Origin of the sequence: Bacillus sp. FSL L8-0193 (assembly GCF_037976065.1) — a bacterium.
GTDB classification, from domain to species: Bacteria; Bacillota; Bacilli; order Bacillales; family Bacillaceae; genus Bacillus; species Bacillus paralicheniformis.
The window spans coordinates 3,765,353-3,783,210 of the sequence record NZ_CP150261.1 but is presented as its reverse complement, the minus strand read 5'-3'; the positions used below and the strand labels follow the sequence as shown (position 1 = coordinate 3,783,210).

The 17,858-nt window shown below is 38.7% G+C and carries 11 protein-coding genes; 8 read left to right on the top strand and 3 right to left on the bottom strand.

The annotated features are described in order from the left end of the window. The first annotated feature begins 91 nt into the window (after window positions 1–91). From MHH76_RS19030 to MHH76_RS19000, 7 genes are all read left to right on the top strand, one after another. Window positions 92–2,722, top strand: a complete 2,631-nt coding sequence (locus tag MHH76_RS19030; protein WP_268441440.1) for an N-acetylglucosaminidase — start codon at window positions 92–94, stop codon at window positions 2,720–2,722. Between the two features lie 255 nt (window positions 2,723–2,977). Continuing rightward, window positions 2,978–4,183, top strand: a complete 1,206-nt coding sequence (locus MHH76_RS19025; protein WP_025810688.1) for a glycosyltransferase family 4 protein — start codon at window positions 2,978–2,980, stop codon at window positions 4,181–4,183. 2 nt (window positions 4,184–4,185) lie between these two features. Further along, a complete protein-coding gene (locus MHH76_RS19020; RefSeq protein WP_023857171.1) occupies window positions 4,186–5,493 on the top strand; it encodes a glycosyltransferase in 1,308 nt (435 codons plus the stop codon). Between the two features lie 54 nt (window positions 5,494–5,547). Then, window positions 5,548–6,825, top strand: a complete 1,278-nt coding sequence (locus MHH76_RS19015) for a nucleotide sugar dehydrogenase (RefSeq protein WP_023857172.1) — start codon at window positions 5,548–5,550, stop codon at window positions 6,823–6,825. Between the two features lie 65 nt (window positions 6,826–6,890). Further along, the gene (gene wecB, locus MHH76_RS19010) at window positions 6,891–8,000 is read left to right on the top strand and encodes a UDP-N-acetylglucosamine 2-epimerase (non-hydrolyzing) (protein ID WP_023857173.1); all 1,110 of its coding nucleotides are present in this window, start codon (window positions 6,891–6,893) and stop codon (window positions 7,998–8,000) included. 95 nt (window positions 8,001–8,095) lie between these two features. Continuing rightward, window positions 8,096–8,866, top strand: coding sequence for a hypothetical protein (locus MHH76_RS19005; RefSeq protein WP_023857174.1), 771 nt, complete (start codon window positions 8,096–8,098; stop codon window positions 8,864–8,866). Next, complete coding sequence (locus MHH76_RS19000) at window positions 8,866–11,565, top strand: glycosyltransferase (RefSeq protein WP_023857175.1); 2,700 nt, start codon at window positions 8,866–8,868, stop codon at window positions 11,563–11,565. The genes MHH76_RS19005 and MHH76_RS19000 overlap by 1 nt, the downstream gene beginning before the upstream one ends. Before the next feature lie 29 nt (window positions 11,566–11,594). Here MHH76_RS19000 and MHH76_RS18995 read toward each other — a convergent pair whose 3' ends face one another. Then, window positions 11,595–12,419 (bottom strand): hypothetical protein, encoded by an 825-nt coding sequence (locus MHH76_RS18995; RefSeq protein ID WP_023857176.1) that lies wholly within the window; start codon window positions 12,417–12,419, stop codon window positions 11,595–11,597. Between the two features lie 269 nt (window positions 12,420–12,688). Here MHH76_RS18995 and MHH76_RS18990 point away from each other — a divergent pair, with 269 nt between their 5' ends. Continuing rightward, window positions 12,689–15,322: an N-acetylglucosaminidase gene (locus MHH76_RS18990; RefSeq protein WP_339223660.1), complete on the top strand. Its 2,634-nt coding sequence runs from the start codon at window positions 12,689–12,691 to the stop codon at window positions 15,320–15,322. An 89-nt stretch (window positions 15,323–15,411) separates the two neighbouring features. Here the strand turns inward: MHH76_RS18990 and tagH are convergent, their stop codons facing one another. Together tagH and MHH76_RS18980 are read right to left on the bottom strand one after the other, a co-directional pair. Further along, on the bottom strand, window positions 15,412–17,010 hold the full coding sequence (tagH, locus tag MHH76_RS18985) for a teichoic acids export ABC transporter ATP-binding subunit TagH (RefSeq protein WP_023857178.1): 1,599 nt from the start codon (window positions 17,008–17,010) through the stop codon (window positions 15,412–15,414). 20 nt (window positions 17,011–17,030) lie between these two features. Further along, window positions 17,031–17,846 (bottom strand): ABC transporter permease, encoded by an 816-nt coding sequence (locus MHH76_RS18980; RefSeq protein WP_023857179.1) that lies wholly within the window; start codon window positions 17,844–17,846, stop codon window positions 17,031–17,033. Window positions 17,847–17,858: the final 12 nt, after the last annotated feature.

Sequence of the window (17,858 nt, the reverse complement as noted above, 5' to 3'; positions counted from 1 at the left end):
TTATTGTATGAAAAAATATTCCGGCTCGCCGATAAAAAGAGAAAGCAAGTTTTTGAAATTGAGAGGCTTATAGGCGAGGGGAGTAGAGAATGTGAAAAACATTAGAAAAACCGTTATTTTTGCTGCAATCATTTTGCTCATACATATGGCAGTCCCGGCAATCCCTGCTTTAGCAGCGTATACCGATACTTCCGTCTACAAAATTGAAACAACAAAAGAGTTTAATAGCGAAAGCGCAGCGCTCAAAGCGGCAGAACAACTGAAAAAGGACACGGGATGGAAAGCCGAGGTCAAACCTTCAGGAAAAAACGGCACAACATACGTTTTGACATCAGAAGGTGTCGAAGGGGAGAGCAGAGCAAAAAATCTGCTTTTGCAGTTTGAAAAAGAAACCGGCTTGAAGGCGTCCTATGGTCCGGTTGGACAGAAAGAACCGTTTTCCAAAGCGGTATCAAAGGAATTTGCCGGTGAAGCAAAAGCCAAAGAATGGGCGCTCCAATTTGAAAAAGAAACCGGTCTGAAAGCGACCTATACAATTGCAGGAAACAGGGAAGCTTACGTGAAGGTCGTCACGGGAGGAATCGAAGGCGAAGACAATACGAAAGCCATCCTCGACCGTTTTCAAAAAGAGACAGGCCTCAAAGCGTCGTACGCACCATACGGAGCGGGGCAAGCGCTCGTCAAGCTTTATTCAGGAGAAATCGCAGATGAGAGCAAAGCGAAAAGCCTGCTTGTCCGATTTGAAAAAGAAACTGCCCTTAAAGGAACGATAGAAACAGTAAAGAAACAACAGCCCAGATATAAAATTGCGACAGGTTCGATACAAGGCGAAACAAACGCAAAAAATCTGCTGAAGCAGTTTGAAAAAGAACTCAAGGTCAAAGGGGCATATGAAGCTGCCGGTCAGCCGGCACAGCTTTACAATGTGAAATCGGGATATTTTAATGACGAAAAGAGCGCGAAAAATGCCGCCGGACAAATTAAAAAGAATACCGGTCTCACCTCAAGCACGGAAAAAGTAAAAGGTGCGCGCTTCTGGATCGTAAGCATGAAAAGCGTAGACAGTCAAAACCTCAAAAAAATCGACGCCTTTTTCAAAAAGAAAACGTGGCGTTATACTGCTGCAAAGACGGGAAAAAAGCAGACATCCTTCAGAATCGTTTCCGTCCCGCTTTCAGATCAAAAGAAAGCAAACGACGGCATCCGGTTTTTCAAAAACAAAAACATTCAGGCTTCTGCTCAAAGCGCCGGCAGCACGACCGTCAGCCGCTTCCGGCTCGCGTCCGGCGAAACAGCCGTCCAAGCGCGAATCAATAAAGGACTGGAATTCTTTAAGAAAAACGGTGCGGCGGGAACGGCCGGACCAACAGGAAAAAAAGTGTACAGCCATTATCAGCTGACGACGGAATCCGTATACGAACAGGACAAAGTGACGAAGGCGCTCAATTTCTTTAAAGAAGCAGGCATTCACGCAGAGGCCGTGAAGACCGGCCAATATTACAGCCGGTACAAATTGAGTTCGGAAGCTCTGATCGGAACGGAGAAATTACAGCAAGCGCTCGGATTTTTCAGCAAGCAGAATATACCGGGCAAGATTGAACAAACGGGTGAGTACGGCTATAGGCAGTACCGGGTGACGACAGGTCAGATCACAAGTAAAGCAGATCTCGACAAGGGATTGAATGTCTTTAAGAAGAACAATGTCAGCGCAACTTACCAAACAAAGTCGGTCAGCCTGTTTCACATCTCAATCAATGAACTATTTACAGGGAAAGACCGTGCGGATGCTGCCGCCAATCGGATCAAAACGAATTACGGCTGGCCGGTGAATGTCATCAAAGTGAAAAACGGCCCCCAAATCACAACGACTGACTACGGAATCACGCTCAGTCAGATGGTCGACAAACAGATGAAAGTCAGCCCGCAAACGGATGCGCCGGCTTATGTTTCATTAAGCTACATCAATACGGCGAACCAAACCGTTACGGCTGATCTGCTGAATATCAGGTCAAGCCCCCTTGTGACAAGCGGGAACATCATTGGACAGCTGCAAAAAGGGGATAAAGTCAATATCATCTCCCAGGAAAACGGCTGGGCAAAAATCAGAATGAATTGGCGTAATGCCAGCAGAGAAGAAGTCGAAAAATATGTCAACCCGCAAAACTTTACACAAGACAGCTCGGCATACTTCCAATTTTTAAAACTCTCGCAAACGGCTGGCTTGAATGCCGCCGAAGTCAATGCGAAAATCCTTTATAATAAAGGGATTTTGACAGGCAAAGGCCAAGCGTTCATCGACGCGGCAAGAGCATACAGCATCAATGAACTGTACCTCATTTCGCACTCGCTCCTTGAGACGGGCAACGGAACTTCCGAGTTGGCAAAAGGAACGATGTTCAACGGCAAAAAGGTTTACAATATGTACGGCGTCGGGGCTTACGACAGCAATCCGCTTTACTACGGTGCAAAATACGCCTATGAACAAGGGTGGTTCACACCTGAGGCAGCCATTATGGGCGGAGCCAAATTCATCGGTGAAAAATACATTCACCACCCGACTTACAAACAGGATACCCTCTATAAAATGAGATGGTCTCCGAACGCCCTTCACCAATATGCGACAGATGTCGGCTGGGCTTATAAGCAGGTGGGGAGAATGTACAGTCTTTATACATTGCTCGATGATTACACAGTGTATTATGATATACCAGTTTATCATTAGGAAGCAGGGACCTGCTTCCTATTTGTTTGGGGGGCATTATGCAACGAAATACCTAATAAAGGAAGGAGAATTGTGTCGAAATTCACGAACTGCTGTTGCAATTGGTGTTTTGTAAATATTATAATCGTAAATAGACTGACAGAATTATATGAATCTGTTTCATTTGGTGATTCGTTTTCATTTTTTACATTTTAAGGAAACTGATTCATACGTAGTGATTCTTTTTAAATATTTGTGGAAGTGCGGGGAGTTTATTTGAAAATTTTAATGATCACACAAAATTTTTATCCTGAAATCGGCAGTGCAGGTAACCGGATGAAAACCATTTTCCTCATGTTGAAGCAAAAAGGTTATCATGTAGACGTTTTGACCACGGAGCCGACGTATCCTTCCAGAGACATTTATTCTCAAGAAGATTTTTGGAACGAACAAGATATCGATGTAGACCGAAACCAAGTTACTCGATTGTCAATTCAGAATAAAAAATATTCCTCCAACTTTTTTAGCCGACTTTTCTATTATCTTGAGATAATGTTGAAAATGTTTTTTTACGTTCAGAAGGATAAAAATCAATATGATATTGTGTTTGTAACTTCTCCGCCTATTTTTGTAGCCTTTGTCGGCTTAGTCGCTAAATATCGTTACAATGCGAAGTTGCTGTTGGATGTCAGGGATTTATGGCCGGAATCACTAAAAGGCGTTGGTGTATTTAATCGTTCTTATATTATTTGGATGTTTGAAAAAATGGAATCTACATTATACAAAAAAGCCGACCATATCATCATCAACAGCGAGGGATTTATAGACCATTTTAAAAATAAATGTGATGGTTTAACAAAAAAGTTGATATTCCTGCCGAATGCTGCAAGAAAAAAAGAAACGATGCTGGAAAAACGAGAGGGGGGCTCAATGTTTAATGTTGTTTATGCAGGTAATATTGGACTGGCTCAAGATGTCACAATTTTAATGCAGCTCGCAAAAAAGCTGAATGAACATCATATTTCATTAAACGTGATTGGCTATGGAGTGCAGAAACAGACTTTTACAGATTTTGTCCGGCGTCATAACCTTAAAAATGTAAAGCTTATAAAGCCGATGGGAAGACAAGATTGTTTAAACCGGATGTCACGCTGTGATGTGGGAATAGCAACACTGAATAATTCTAGGGTTTTTGAAACAGTACTTCCCGGTAAAATTATTGACTATTTAACATGCAGACTTCCCGTTGTCGCTTCATTGTCTGGATATTCCAAACAGCTGATTGAAAGTGAAAAAATCGGCTTTGTGACAAGCCGGCAATCAGTTGATGAAATGGTAAGTTATATTTTAAAGCTTTACAATGATCCAGAACTATTAGAGGAGATGCAGTCAAATTGCAGAGAATTTATCGAAAAAAAATTCTTGTGGGAAAACAATATTAACAAATTAACGAATTTGTTAGATCAAATGGCTAAAGGTTGATTATGATGAGAACAAAAGTTTGTATGTTTGTTTGGAACCATTTTACAAATGACGCAAGGGTTATGAGGGAATGTACAGCACTGTCTGAAGATACCTATGATGTTGATTTAATTTGTATCCACGATCCAAAAGATCCTAATCTTAAAACTTTTGAAGAATACAATGAACATTTTAGGGTGCATCGTGTAAAGAGATATCCGGTAAGTCTTCAGTTTTTCCAAATGATCATGAAGAAGTTAAGGCAGAATAAATTTTTGTTGCTGCTGGCTGCTCTCTTATGGCTGTTTTTCGTATATATGATGCCAATTCCTGTCATCATCTGTACTCTTTTTGCTTTAATTGTTCTCAAAACGAAACTGAAGACAGCGATTGTTAGAGGAAGCATCATTTTAAGAATGATTTTAAAAGGGGCGAAGCGGAAGTATGACATCTATCATTCAAATGATTTAAACACCCTTCCGCAAGGTTATATATGTTCAAAGTTCCGCTTGAAGAAAAAAAAGCTAATCTATGATTCTCATGAAGTACAAACAAGCAGAACGGGCTACGACAGCAGCTTTTACGGAAAAATGGAAGCTTTTTTGATTGAAAAAATTGATGCAATGATTGTCGAAAACCATACGAGAGCGAAGTATAATGAGGATCTTTACGGTTTTTATCCGCATGTAGTACACAACTATCCATTTAAGCAAATAGAAGAAAACAGTGAAAAAATCGATCTCCACAGCCTGTTGAACCTTCCGGAAAAGGAAAAAATTCTTTTGTATCAAGGGGGTATACAAACGGGAAGGGGACTTGAAAATCTCGTTAAAGCGGCTCCGAAATTTATCGAAGGAACAATAGTGTTTATTGGAGATGGCCGTATAAAACCCGATTTGGAAAAAATGGTTGATGAAATGGGAATCGAAGACAAGGTTAGATTTTTGCCGAAGGTTCCGTTAGCTGAACTCCCTAAATATACAAGAAATGCATATTTAGGTTTTCAAGTATTAAATAATGTGTGCTTCAATCACTATTCAGCTTCTTCAAACAAATTGTTCGAATATATGATGGCCGGGGTTCCGGTGGTTGCTTGCGATTTTCCGGAAATCAGGAGAGTGATAGAAGGAGAGAAGACAGGAATAATCGTTGATTCTCATGACCCAGATTCTATTGCTGAGGGCGTTAATAAACTGTTGAGCGCTCCGGATTTCAGAGAGGTTTTAAGTCGAAATAGTCTCAGAGCCAGGGATTTATACAACTGGGAACATGAAAAGGTTGCTTTTTTAAGAGTTTATAAAAACCTAGAGGTCAATGATTTGGCTCTTTAATAGGTACTATTTACTATTATTAATGATTTATTTTTGAAAAGGGGCGTAAAAATGATGAAAATTTGCACAATGGGACTTGGTTATATTGGTCTACCGACATCTATTATGTTTGCTAAACACAACGTTGAAGTCGTAGGGGTTGATATAAAACAGGAAGTTATAAACTCTTTAAATGCGGGGCTCATTCATATCGAGGAGCCGGGGCTGCAAGAAGCCTTAAATGAGGTCATTCGAAATGGAACCTTTAAAGCTTCACTGATGCCGGAGGAATCTGATGCGTTTATTATTTCAGTTCCAACCCCTAACCGTAATGATGAACATAGGTCCTGCGATTTAACTTATGTTCTGGATGCAGTTAAGACGGTCCTTCCATTCGTCAAAAAGGGCAACGTTATTATTGTTGAATCAACGATTGGACCAAGAAGCATGGATGATTATGTAAAACCTCTTGTGGAGGAAGCCGGTTTTGTCATTGGTGAAGATGTATATTTGGTTCACTGTCCTGAAAGGGTGCTTCCTGGGCAGATTCTTCACGAATTAGTATATAATAATCGTATTGTAGGCGGAATTACACGAGCTTGTACAGAAGCCGGAGCAAAAGTATACAGCACTTTCGTAAAAGGCGAGATTATCAAAACAAATGCTAAAACAGCAGAAATGTCCAAGCTAATGGAGAATACGTTCAGGGATGTAAATATCGCTTTAGCAAATGAACTTACAAAAGTATGTAACGAACTTGAGATAGACACGCTTGATGTTATTGAAATGGCAAATAAACATCCAAGAGTCAATTTACACACACCGGGACCGGGTGTGGGAGGCCATTGTCTGGCTGTTGATCCTTACTTTATTGTCGCCAAGGCTCCGGAAACTGCTAGATTAATTGACCTTTCACGTTCCATTAATACTTCAATGCCTTACTATGTAGTAGAAAGCGTTAATACATTGATGGAAAAGGCGAAAGGGAAAATAATTACCGTTTTTGGCCTCACTTATAAAGGAAATGTAGATGATATCAGGGAAAGCCCGGCTATGGAAATTTTAGAAATCTTAAAGGAACAAGGGGAATATGAAGTCAGAGCTTATGATCCGCATGTTAAAAAGGACTTTGTTTTCGCTGACATCGAGGAAGCTGTAGATCATTCAGATTTAATATTAATTTTATCCGATCACGATGAATTTAAAGAATTGGATTGGTCTCACTTGACTAAAATGTCAACTAAGCAGATTTTTGATACGAAAAACATCGTAAAAAATCGTTCAAATGATTTTAAATATATCAATTTTGGGAACCTTCATGAGTCAACAAATAAAGAGAAGATACTGGTATAGGTCATCAAAGCATTGTTCCGAATCGATAGAAATAAAGTGAATTGCAACAACTAGGAGGCAAAGCGTTGAAAAAAATAAAAGTCATGACCATATTCGGGACCCGGCCGGAGGCAATCAAAATGGCTCCGCTTGTCCTTGAACTTAAAAAATATCCTGATCACATCGAATCTTTGGTAACTGTTACTGCTCAGCATAGGCAGATGCTTGACCAAGTTCTAAGTGCTTTTGACATTCAACCTGATTTTGATTTGAATATCATGAAAGACCGGCAGACACTTGCTGATATTACCACACGCGCATTGTCGAAATTAAATGAATTGTTAATAGAACAAAAACCCGATATTGTGCTTGTACATGGTGATACAACAACGACTTTTGTCGGCAGCCTAGCTGCATTTTATAATCAAATTTCTGTCGGGCATGTAGAAGCAGGATTGAGAACGAGAAACAAATATTCTCCCTTTCCAGAGGAAATTAACCGTCAGATTACGGGTGTAATTGCTGATTTGCACTTTGCCCCTACAGAAAAATCTAAACAAAACCTATTAGAGGAAAACAAAGATCCTGCACAAATCTATGTTACAGGAAACACGGCAATAGATGCTCTAAAAACGACTGTCCGGGATGATTATCATCATGAAGTTCTTGATCAATTAGGGAATGACCGGATGATTCTTTTGACTGCTCATCGAAGAGAGAACATAGGCGAACCTATGGAAAACATGTTTCGCGCGATCAAAAGAATCGTTGAGGAGCACAATGATGTTCAAGTTGTTTATCCTGTCCACTTAAATCCCGTTGTAAGGGAAACAGCTGAAAAAATATTGGGAAGCTTGGACCGTGTTCATTTAATTGAGCCTTTAGAAGTGATTGACTTCCACAATTTCGCGTCAAAATCATATTTGATTTTAACCGATTCAGGGGGTGTACAGGAAGAGGCTCCTTCACTAGGGAAGCCTGTTCTTGTTTTGCGGGATACAACGGAAAGACCTGAAGGAATCGAAGCAGGGACATTAAAGCTAGCTGGTATAAAAGAAAATGTGATTTACACGCTGACGAAACAGTTACTAACAGATGAGGAAGAATACAAAAAAATGTCAAGGGCTTCCAATCCATATGGAGATGGTCATGCATCCAAACGTATTGTGGAAGCTCTTCTCAGCTATTTTTCATGACCAACACACGGATAGTCTGCCATTTGGCAGACTATCCTCATTGATTAGACTTAGTTTTTATTCCCTCACATATTCAGAGAAGGAGGAAGATACATTTGAAACCTGTTTTCTCAGAAACAGCTCCAAACGTAAACGAAAAAAACAACGAATTTTTGGGTTTAGACGATAATAATCCAATAAAATGGGAATATACCTCGGCTGTGGGGGATCATATTTTAGTCGCTGTTAAATCAAGTAATCTTGGTGACGCATATTTGACTGCTGTCGGAAAAAAAGTTGTGTATTTAAGGCATGACCTTGAAGAAGAGGCAGACATGAATATTGAGACGTTTGACACCATCCTTTTGGGAGATCTTCTAAAGACCGTATTTGATTCTGAAAGGTATATTGAACGGTTAGCTCCATATCTATCATCGAAAGGAAGCTTTGTTCTTTGGACATTTATAAAAGATCTGAATCTCAATAATCTCCTGAATTTAGTCATAGCATCTTTTCAACTCGGATTTAATGTTAAAGTTTACAGCGGCAACAAATGGATCGGGTTAAAATTGCAACGAACTAATGACACAGCTGTTAACAGCTTATCAGAGATAATCTGCAGTATGATCGATACCCTTAATCTTCATGACAGGAAAGAAGTTCAGCCGTATGAGAAGCAGATATCTTCGTTGCTGAATGAAGTGACTGTGCTAAAAAAAGATCTGGTTGATGCATATAAGAAAGAAGAAAAATTATTACAGCAACAAAAGAAAATGGACAAGCAAATGAAGTATCTGGAGAGGCGTTATCAAGCACTCTCTTCATCAAAATTAGGACGTTTGACCCTTTTTTATTGGAAATTTAGAAAAAGAAGAGGTAATCGTTGATGTCGAATATTGATCAGCGTCTAACGACTATTAAACAAAAAATAGCTAGGTTGACAAAGGAAATTGCCGTTGATAAAGCCACTATAAGTGAGTTTAATCAAAATAAGAGTCTATCGGTTTTAAATAACAGGAAAAAGAAGCTTGCGGACTTAAGAAATAGTCAAACCGCTAAAAGTTCACCAGCATCTCGTCAAAACAATATTATGACACCGGCTGAAAAAGAAGCATACTTGCAGTTTTTAAAGAAAAATCACAAAAAAGGATACTATGAGGAAATTCAGGAGCAAATCAAACAACTTCCCGACAGCAATGGTTCAAAGTATTATAAGAAACTTGATTTAGAAGTTGGAATTATTGCAGATGAATTCTTATTTAAAAGCTTGGAAGACGCTGCGGGTTTTCATTATATTAATTATGAAAACTATAGAAATTTTGGTGACAAAATTGATGTTTTTGTTCTTGCTACTGCTTGGAGAGGGCTTGATGGATCATGGAAAGGCCTTGGTAATCCGAAAATAAAGAAAATAAGGGATCGTATCAGCAGCATTATTGAATTTTACAGAAGCAAGGATATTCCTATTGTCTTTTATTCAAAAGAAGATCCGGTTAATTATGAGTTTTATATCGACTTAGCTCAGCAAGCGGACCATATTTTTACGACGTGCCAAGAAGTTCTTGACGATTATCGAAGGGACTGTCCTTCAGCAAAAACGTTTGACGTATTGGAGTTTGGCGTTAACCCAATTTATCATAACCCGATTGGGACGAGAATGTTCAGAAGGCAGGATATACTATTTGCAGGCTCATGGTATCATAAATATCCAAACAGACAGCATGACAGCCGAATTCTCTTTGATGGAGTATTAAATGCAGGCCGTGAATTAACCATCATTGACCGCAATTTTTCATTACAGCTTCCTGCTCATTTTTATCCAAAGGAATATGTTCCTTATGTGGTGCCGTCAACAGATCATGAAACTTTGCAAAAAATTCATAAAATGTATGATTTTACATTAAATTTAAACTCTGTAAAAGACAGCAACACAATGTTTGCCAACAGGGTGTATGAATTACAGGCAATGGGTACGGTGGTGTTGTCCAACTACAGCATCGGAATAAATAGCAAATATCCAAACGTATTTTTGGCTCCCTCTAAAGGAGAATTGACTGATTACTTAAACTCATTATCTGCAAAAGAAATATACGAGCTGCAGATGCAAGGTGTCAGAAAGGTATTGAATGGTGAAACCGCATTTGACAGAGTCAATAAAATTGCGGAAATCACAGGGCTTAAAAAGCATAAATTCAATAAAAAAGTGCTTGTAGTCACCAAAAAAGATACACCTGAAATGAGAGAACAATTTAACCGTCAATCTTATCCATACAAAACATTTATGGAAGAAAAAGATGTGACTGAACAAGTTTATGCCGAGCATGATATGGTTGCATTTTTCGGTGAGGACTACTGTTATGGAGAATATTATCTCGAGGATATGATCAACGGTTTTAAATATACAGATTCAGACTATATTACAAAAGATGCTTACTACCGGTCGCCGCAAGAATATGTGCCTGGGGTCGAACATCAGTATGTAAATGAAATGAAGGATCGATACCGGACATTGTTCTGGAGAGAGTCATTTGATTGGAAATCGTTGAAAGATATACAGCCTGGCGAGCTTTTGAAAGGATATAGTATTGACCCTTTAGAGATTTTGACTGCCCTGGAGAATAAACAGGAGAATGAAATCAAAACTTATAAACTCTCGGTGATTATACCGACATATAACAATGGCGAGCATTTAAGGTATAAATGTTTTCAGAGTCTTTCCAGAAGCAGTATTTTTGAGGATATGGAGATTATAATCGTTGACGACGGATCTACAGATGGGTATACACCTTATATCGTTAAAAGGCTGCAGGAAAAATACCCTAATGTAAAAACGCATTTCTATCCTCAAGGGGGGAGCGGAAGTGCGTCAAGGCCGAGAAATAAAGGATTGGATCTGTCAACTTCAGAATGGGTAACATATCTTGACCCGGATAATGAAGCGATTAATGATGGTTATGCCGCTCTTTTAGAGGAGGCTAAAGGATCTTCATATGATATGGTAATCGGCGATATGGTTAGATTATCGGATCAAGAGCAGCTGTTTTCCTATTATAAAACCATGATGGGGTTCAATAATGGCAGAGCATCTCGGAAGGGACCACATGGGGAATTTCTTAAGAAAACTTATTTTAAGGCAATGAGTATCCAGGCTCTTGTTGCTAACAGAAAATGGCTAATGAATTCCGGCATTAAGATGGTTGAAGGTGCAATAGGGGAGGATACTCTCGTCTTTCATGAAATGATCCTCTCATCAAGGGCTTTTAAAGTCATTGATTTACCTATTCATATTTACTATGCAATGGTTGAAAACTCTTCAGTCAACAATATAAACAAAAGATTTTTTGAGCGATATGTGATGCTTGAAAAAGGGCGAATTGCTTGGTTGAAAAAAGAAGGACTGTTGGAAGATTATCAGGATATTCGCCTTGAGAACTATGTGAAGAATTGGTATATGGTTAAATTGACCATGGTAAATGAAGAGGAGAAAGATGAAGCAAGAAATCTTTTAGTGCAAATATTGAGGTTATATGAAGGAATGAAGTGGAAAGATCAAGATATTTTAAATTTATTAAAATCAGAAGTTTAGGTAAGGAGGGGGGGACATCCCCCTTCCCCTTAATATTTTCCGGTTCTTTCATTTAGAATAGCCAAAGTCTCTTCTTTACTCATAGGATTATGCCCTTTTTCCTCATCATAATAGAAGTGACATTCAACTTTTTTTACATACGGTTTTTGTTTTGTGAGTTCAAAAATATCATTAATAAAAGGATTAAAATGACGGTTAATATCATGTTCGCAGGCTAGATTTTGGTAATAAATGATATTGGGAATATAATTTATTTTTTTATATAATTCCGGAATATTCATCCTGTACCTTAAATGTTGTGGAAAATCTTCTAATCCCTTTTTTTTATATGATACCTCAAACATTTTCAAGACATGGCTTTGATAATAGTTGTACACGATAGTTTGTGGATTGTTGACCAGGGCGGTCGAGCCTTTGAACAGTCCGCTGAGGAATAGAGAGGTGTATCCCCCGGCTGAGCTTCCATAGAAAGTTGTTTTCTCCGGCTTTATTTTCAATATGTCAGCGATTTTGATAACGATGTTTGAAATGGTTTCTAAATAAAAATGTTCTTCATCCCCCTGTCCCCATCCGATATTTATATTTCCTAAATAAAGGGTCGGGTCATTATAAAATATGCTGGAGCAAGCGATTTCATCTGCCCACGAATGTCTGTGGAAAACAGGAAGTGAGTGTTTTTTCGGATCGATCGCTCCGGATCCAAGGACCAACAAAGCGTCAGAGGTCGATTTTATATTCAGAAAAAATTCAAAATTAATTTGTTTATGTTCTACTATTAATATGAATTTCTCACCAAAGGCAAGAGACTCCTGTGATAAATTTTCCAATGAAGTAATTGTTTTTTTAATGTCCATAAAGTCCCCTTGTGATTAGTTTTTAATTAAAGATATCCGTATTTCTTTATTTTTGTCAAGATAGTCTGATTTATATATGAAATGACATGATGAAAAGTGTTTTTTATGACAAGAGTCATGGTTTTTTTCACATTTTTTGTATTGTTCCAAAAAAATAATAGTCTTTGCTTGAAATTTTGATATACTCATAAATGTCGGTTAAACATATCTCTTTGTAAGCCGATACAGAAAACTGAGAGATAAATAGAACAATAGAAGGGGGGAGTCTAATGAGAAAAATATCTTTAAAATTTGCAGTTTCTGTACTTTTTATCGGAATGTTGAGTTCAATCCTCGTCAATAAATCTTCAGGATATACGGATACTTCTACATATAAAGTAGAGACGTCTGCTGCGTTTCTCGGACAGGAAGACGCTGAAAAGAATTTGCAAAAACTGAAAGCAAATACTGGCTGGAATGCAGTGTATCAAAAAACAAATGATTATAAAAATGTTTATAATCTATATTCCGGTGGATTTCCTACAGAGTCGCGAGTCAAATTAAACCTGCAAGAGTTTGAAGATAGCACTGGTATAAATGCCAATTACGTGGGGATCGGATCGAAAGATTATTATTACTATGTATCAAGCGGCGGCTTTTCAGGGAAATCTAAAACGGAATCAGTCGCTCAGTCTTTTACAAAGAAAACCGGGATTTCCGCATCAGTTGAACCGATAAGTACGACCAAGGATTATTATTATCAGATAGTCAGCGGCGGGTTTGTCGGGGAATCTAAAGTGAAAGATATTTTAAGTGCTTTCAAGAAGGAAACAGGCATCGATGGTACATATAAACCGATCGGCGATCCTGAAAAGTATTACACTTTGATAAGCGGCGGATTTAGCGGCGAATTAAAAGTGAAGAATATTTTGAGTGATTTTGAACAGAAAACCGGAATCAAGGGGACATATAAGCCTGTTGGTGATCCCGAAAAGTATTATATTCTGACCAGTGGCGGATTTAACAGTGAGTCTGCTGCAACAGCCAATCTTGAAAAATTTGAAACTGAGACAGGTATTAAAGGCCGCGTACAGCCAGTGGGAGATCCTGTCGAGTACTTCAACATCAGAACCGGCGGATTTGGAAGTGAGTCTCTTGTTAAAAAACATATTCAAGAGATCAAAGAGGCTATCAACTTAACTGCTGAATATGAGCAGCTGCCAAATTCAACATCATTTAGAATTTTATTTCATGATCTCAATTCTTCAGATCGGGAAAAAGCAGAACAGTATTTGACGAAGAAAAACTGGTGGTTTTCAACACAGAAAAGTGATAAACAAACGTATGACCGCTATAAAATCGTTTCCGATCCCGTGCTCGGAATGGGTGCAGTAAATAAGGGTGTGGAGTTCTTTCAAAAGAATTCATGGTATGTGTCTTATAAAGAAACAGGAGAACAGGCATATACAAAATTCAAAATCTATTCTGAACCGATTCTTGGTGATACTCTGCTTGCCAAAGGATTAGATTTCTTTAAATCAAACAATTGGTATGCGGGCTATCAGGATACCGGGAAAACAGGATATACTCGCTTTAAAATATATTCCAATCCGGTGTTGGGAACGGGTCAGGTTAATAAAGGATTGGACTTTTTCAAAAAGAACTCATGGTATGCGGGCTACCAGAAGACCGGTGAAACCGGGTATTCATCATATCGGGTAGTATCTGATCAGGTTTTCGGCAAGGAGCAAGCCCAAAAAGGACTGGAATTCTTCAAGGCTAATAATTGGTGGGCTACAATTGTTAACACTGGAGAAACCGGATATTCCAGCTATAGAATTGAAACCGGAATGACATTGCTGTATGATGACTTGCTGAAAGCTCAAGCCTTCTTTAAGGAAAAAGGCTGGTGGAATAGTTATACAAGCGAGCGACAATACCTTTATAAAATTGTCATTGATAATATCCAGGGATACAACAATGCATCTGCAACAGCCAACCAAATAAAAAGTAATTATGGGTGGACTGTCAACATTGTCAAAACAAAAGACGGTCCCCAAATCATGTATACAGATTACGGCCTCACCCTTGGTGAAATGTTGAAAAAGCAAATGAGTGTTAACCCGCAGACAGACTCTCCGGGCTATGTATCGCTTTCTTATATCAATACGGGCAACAGTACCGTAACGGCAGACTACCTAAATGTTAGATCTTCTCCGCAAGTGGCTAGCAACAACATTATAGGTATGCTAAATAAAGGTGATAGAGTCAGTATTGTCGGCACTGAAGGGAATTGGGCAAAAATTAACATGGGCTGGAGAAATGCAAGTGAAGTTGAGACCGCGTATTATATTAATCCGAATAACTTTTCAATGGACAGCAAGTATTACTTCCAGTTTTTGAAACTGTCTCAATATGCAGGTCTATCAGCCAGTGAAATTAACAGCAAAATATTAAAAGGTAAGGGAATTCTTGAAGGAAAAGGAGCAGCTTTTGTTGAGGCATCCAAAAAATACAGCATTAATGAATTGTATTTGATCTCTCATGCTCTTTTGGAAACCGGAAATGGAACTTCCCAATTAGCCAAAGGTGTCAAATATAACGGAAAAACGGTTTACAATGTGTACGGATATGGTGCATATGATTCTTGTCCGTTGGAATGCGGATCAAGAACTGCCTATGAGCAGGGGTGGGATACTCCTGAAAAGGCCATCATCGGCGGAGCCGAACTGATCGGCAAAAACTATATTCACAGAAGCGGCTTTCAGCAAGATACACTGTTTAAAATGAGGTGGGCCCCAACGGCCAGTCACCAATATGCAACAGATATCGGCTGGGCTTATAAACAAGTAAATCGGATGTACAGCTTATACACACTGCTGGACAATTATACGTTGTATTATGACGTTCCAAAATATAAATAGGCTAAAAGATCTGACGCATTGTTGCGTCAGATCTTTTTTAAATTGAAAAAGCCATTGTGATGTTTCATCATACACAATGGCTTTTTTCTTTAATTTTCATTTCTTATCATCAAAGTATGCTTCTCGTTATCCACTACAAACAACTGCTTTTTTGTTTTGAAAAAGTATCGTTTATGATCTTTGTCAAATACAGCTTTCTCCTCAGGCAGAGATATTGTAGCCGGTTCGACGACTTGAATGTCATGGAAAACGATTGCTGATGCTTTTTGTTTTTCAATTACATAGTCGACTTTTTCATAATCGAGACGAAGGCCTGTACTCCCGTCATCGTGTTTTACTTGTTTGATTCCCTGCAAAGTCTGTTCTAGCGTTTGTTCACTCTCCCCTAAAAAAGAAAGAAAGTATTGGTAAGAAGACTTTGCTTTCTCGGGAAAGTAAGGCGAAAAAGCATTGGCACTCAATGAAACATTTTTCTGGTCTTTAGCTAAGGAAAGACTGCTTTTTTTCACAAAATAGCTTTTTCCGCTAAAATGAATTTGCGCCACTTTGGCATTTTGTGATGAAAGCGTAACTTCAGTTCCAAATGGCAAAGAAGTGGCTGTTTTTTGTTTTAATGCTTGATCACTGTATGTTGAAAGCTGCGTTGATTTGACATATGCCGGTTGATTCACCTTTGTTAAATGTTCTGTTTCTGATACAGTTTGGCGATCCTCCGATTTTTTAACATCGTTTCCCGGAATAGCCCCAAAGGAAGCGATTGTTCGCAGTGGTGTACTCACAAACATTGTTGCTGCTAACGCAATCAGCAAAATTGACAGAAAAGTGATTTGCACCGCATTCGCTATCGTTTGCGGGTTTTTATTATGTTGTAAATAACGGCTTGTTCGCTCTTCTGCCTGATCTTTTTTACGAAGCTCAATTTGTTCCTGTTGATATTTTTTCTTTTCTTTTTTGGACAACTTATTAAACCAGTCAACAAACTCTTTATATTCCTCAACAACCTGCTCGGTTTCACCAAACATCCGCATTTCGCCGTAATGCATCCAAGCAACGCGGTCGCAGAGCTTTTCTATTTGGGTGATGGAATGACTGACAAAGAAAATCGTTTTCCCACGCTTTTTAAACTCAGTAATTCGATCAATACATTTTTTGTAGAAGGTTTGGTCACCTACAGACAAGGCTTCATCAATAATTAAAATATCGGGATCAATATGAGCTGATATCGCAAAACCAAGGCGCGATTTCATTCCACTTGAATAGCTTTTGACTGGCTGATTGATGAAATCCCCAATATCGGCAAACTCGACGATTTTATCGTAAAGCTCATCAATCTCCTTGTTGGTCAGCCCCATCATCAAGCATTTAAGCCTGATGTTATCCTTCCCGCTCAGCTGGTTGTTCAATCCCGCGGAAATCGCAATCAGAGAAGGCTGACCATTCATTTCAATTTCCCCGGTTGTCGGAGGAATCACCTTTGCCAGCAGATTCGACATCGTCGATTTTCCGGAACCATTGATTCCTACAAAACCGATAGTCTCTCCTTCATAAACATCAAAGGAGACGTTTCGAACGGCATAGAAGCCTTTATCAGTTTTGTTCGGCAAGAACAATGCTTTTATCTTTTCAGACTGTCTCTCGTACAGTTGATACTGTTTTGAAACATTTCGAAACGAAACTTTTAGTTTCATCGTATTATCTCCTTACTTTATTAAAGAAAGTCAACAAACTTGTCCCTGAATTTCATATGGAGGATTGACCCCACTAACAATAACAGCAGTGTGAATATCCAGAAATACAAGGTGTATTTTATATCGCTAAAAAACCAATTGCCGTTTAAAAAGCTGTTTCTGAAGCCGTCTATAATATAAAAAAGCGGATTTAATTTCAAAACGGCCAAAATATGCGGCCTGTTGGCCAAGCTGTGCGCCACATCCCAAAAGATTGGCATCAAGAAAAACAGCAGCCTTGTACCAGCTTGAAGCAGAAATTGATAATCTCTTACTAACACACTGATTGTAGAATTGAACAAACTGAATGAAAACATAAACGCAATCATACAGAACAAATAATAAAAATATTGCAACCAATGAAGTGTCGGAAAATGTCCAGTTCCAATAAGAATCAAAACATAGATTAACGTCATTCCAAAATAGCTGAATAAATTGGAAGTAATCACAACCGCTGGTAGTGAGCTGACTGGGAAATTCATCTTAGACACAAGATTGATTCTTCTAAAAACACTGTTTGATCCATCAAGAATTGTCGGGCTGATAAAAAACCATGGGATGATGCCGGCAAGCATCCAAATAATAAATGGATAGTGGTCGATATCTGCCCTGGTGCCTTTTATTCCAGTTCCAAAAACAAACCAATAAGCTAAAATCTGTATTAACGGATTTAAAAACTGCCAAACAACCCCTAAATAATTCATTTGATACTTTGACTTTGTTTCATAAACCGCCAGCCGCATAATCAGCGGAAGCGAAGAAAATACTTCTTTAAGAACTTTTACCATAGCATTCATTCTAATCTTCCT

Bases quoted from the DNA above. Each gene is read 5' to 3' on its own strand.
- MHH76_RS19020 (WP_023857171.1), top strand. From the start codon at position 4,186: ATGATGAGAACAAAAGTTTGTATGTTTGTTTGGAACCATTTTACAAAT.
- MHH76_RS19015 (WP_023857172.1), top strand. From the start codon at position 5,548: ATGAAAATTTGCACAATGGGACTTGGTTATATTGGTCTACCGACATCT.
- MHH76_RS19000 (WP_023857175.1), top strand. From the start codon at position 8,866: ATGTCGAATATTGATCAGCGTCTAACGACTATTAAACAAAAAATAGCT.
- MHH76_RS18995 (WP_023857176.1), bottom strand. From the start codon at position 12,419: ATGGACATTAAAAAAACAATTACTTCATTGGAAAATTTATCACAGGAG.
- MHH76_RS18990 (WP_339223660.1), top strand. From the start codon at position 12,689: ATGAGAAAAATATCTTTAAAATTTGCAGTTTCTGTACTTTTTATCGGA.
- tagH (WP_023857178.1), bottom strand. From the start codon at position 17,010: ATGAAACTAAAAGTTTCGTTTCGAAATGTTTCAAAACAGTATCAACTG.
- MHH76_RS18980 (WP_023857179.1), bottom strand. From the start codon at position 17,846: ATGAATGCTATGGTAAAAGTTCTTAAAGAAGTATTTTCTTCGCTTCCG.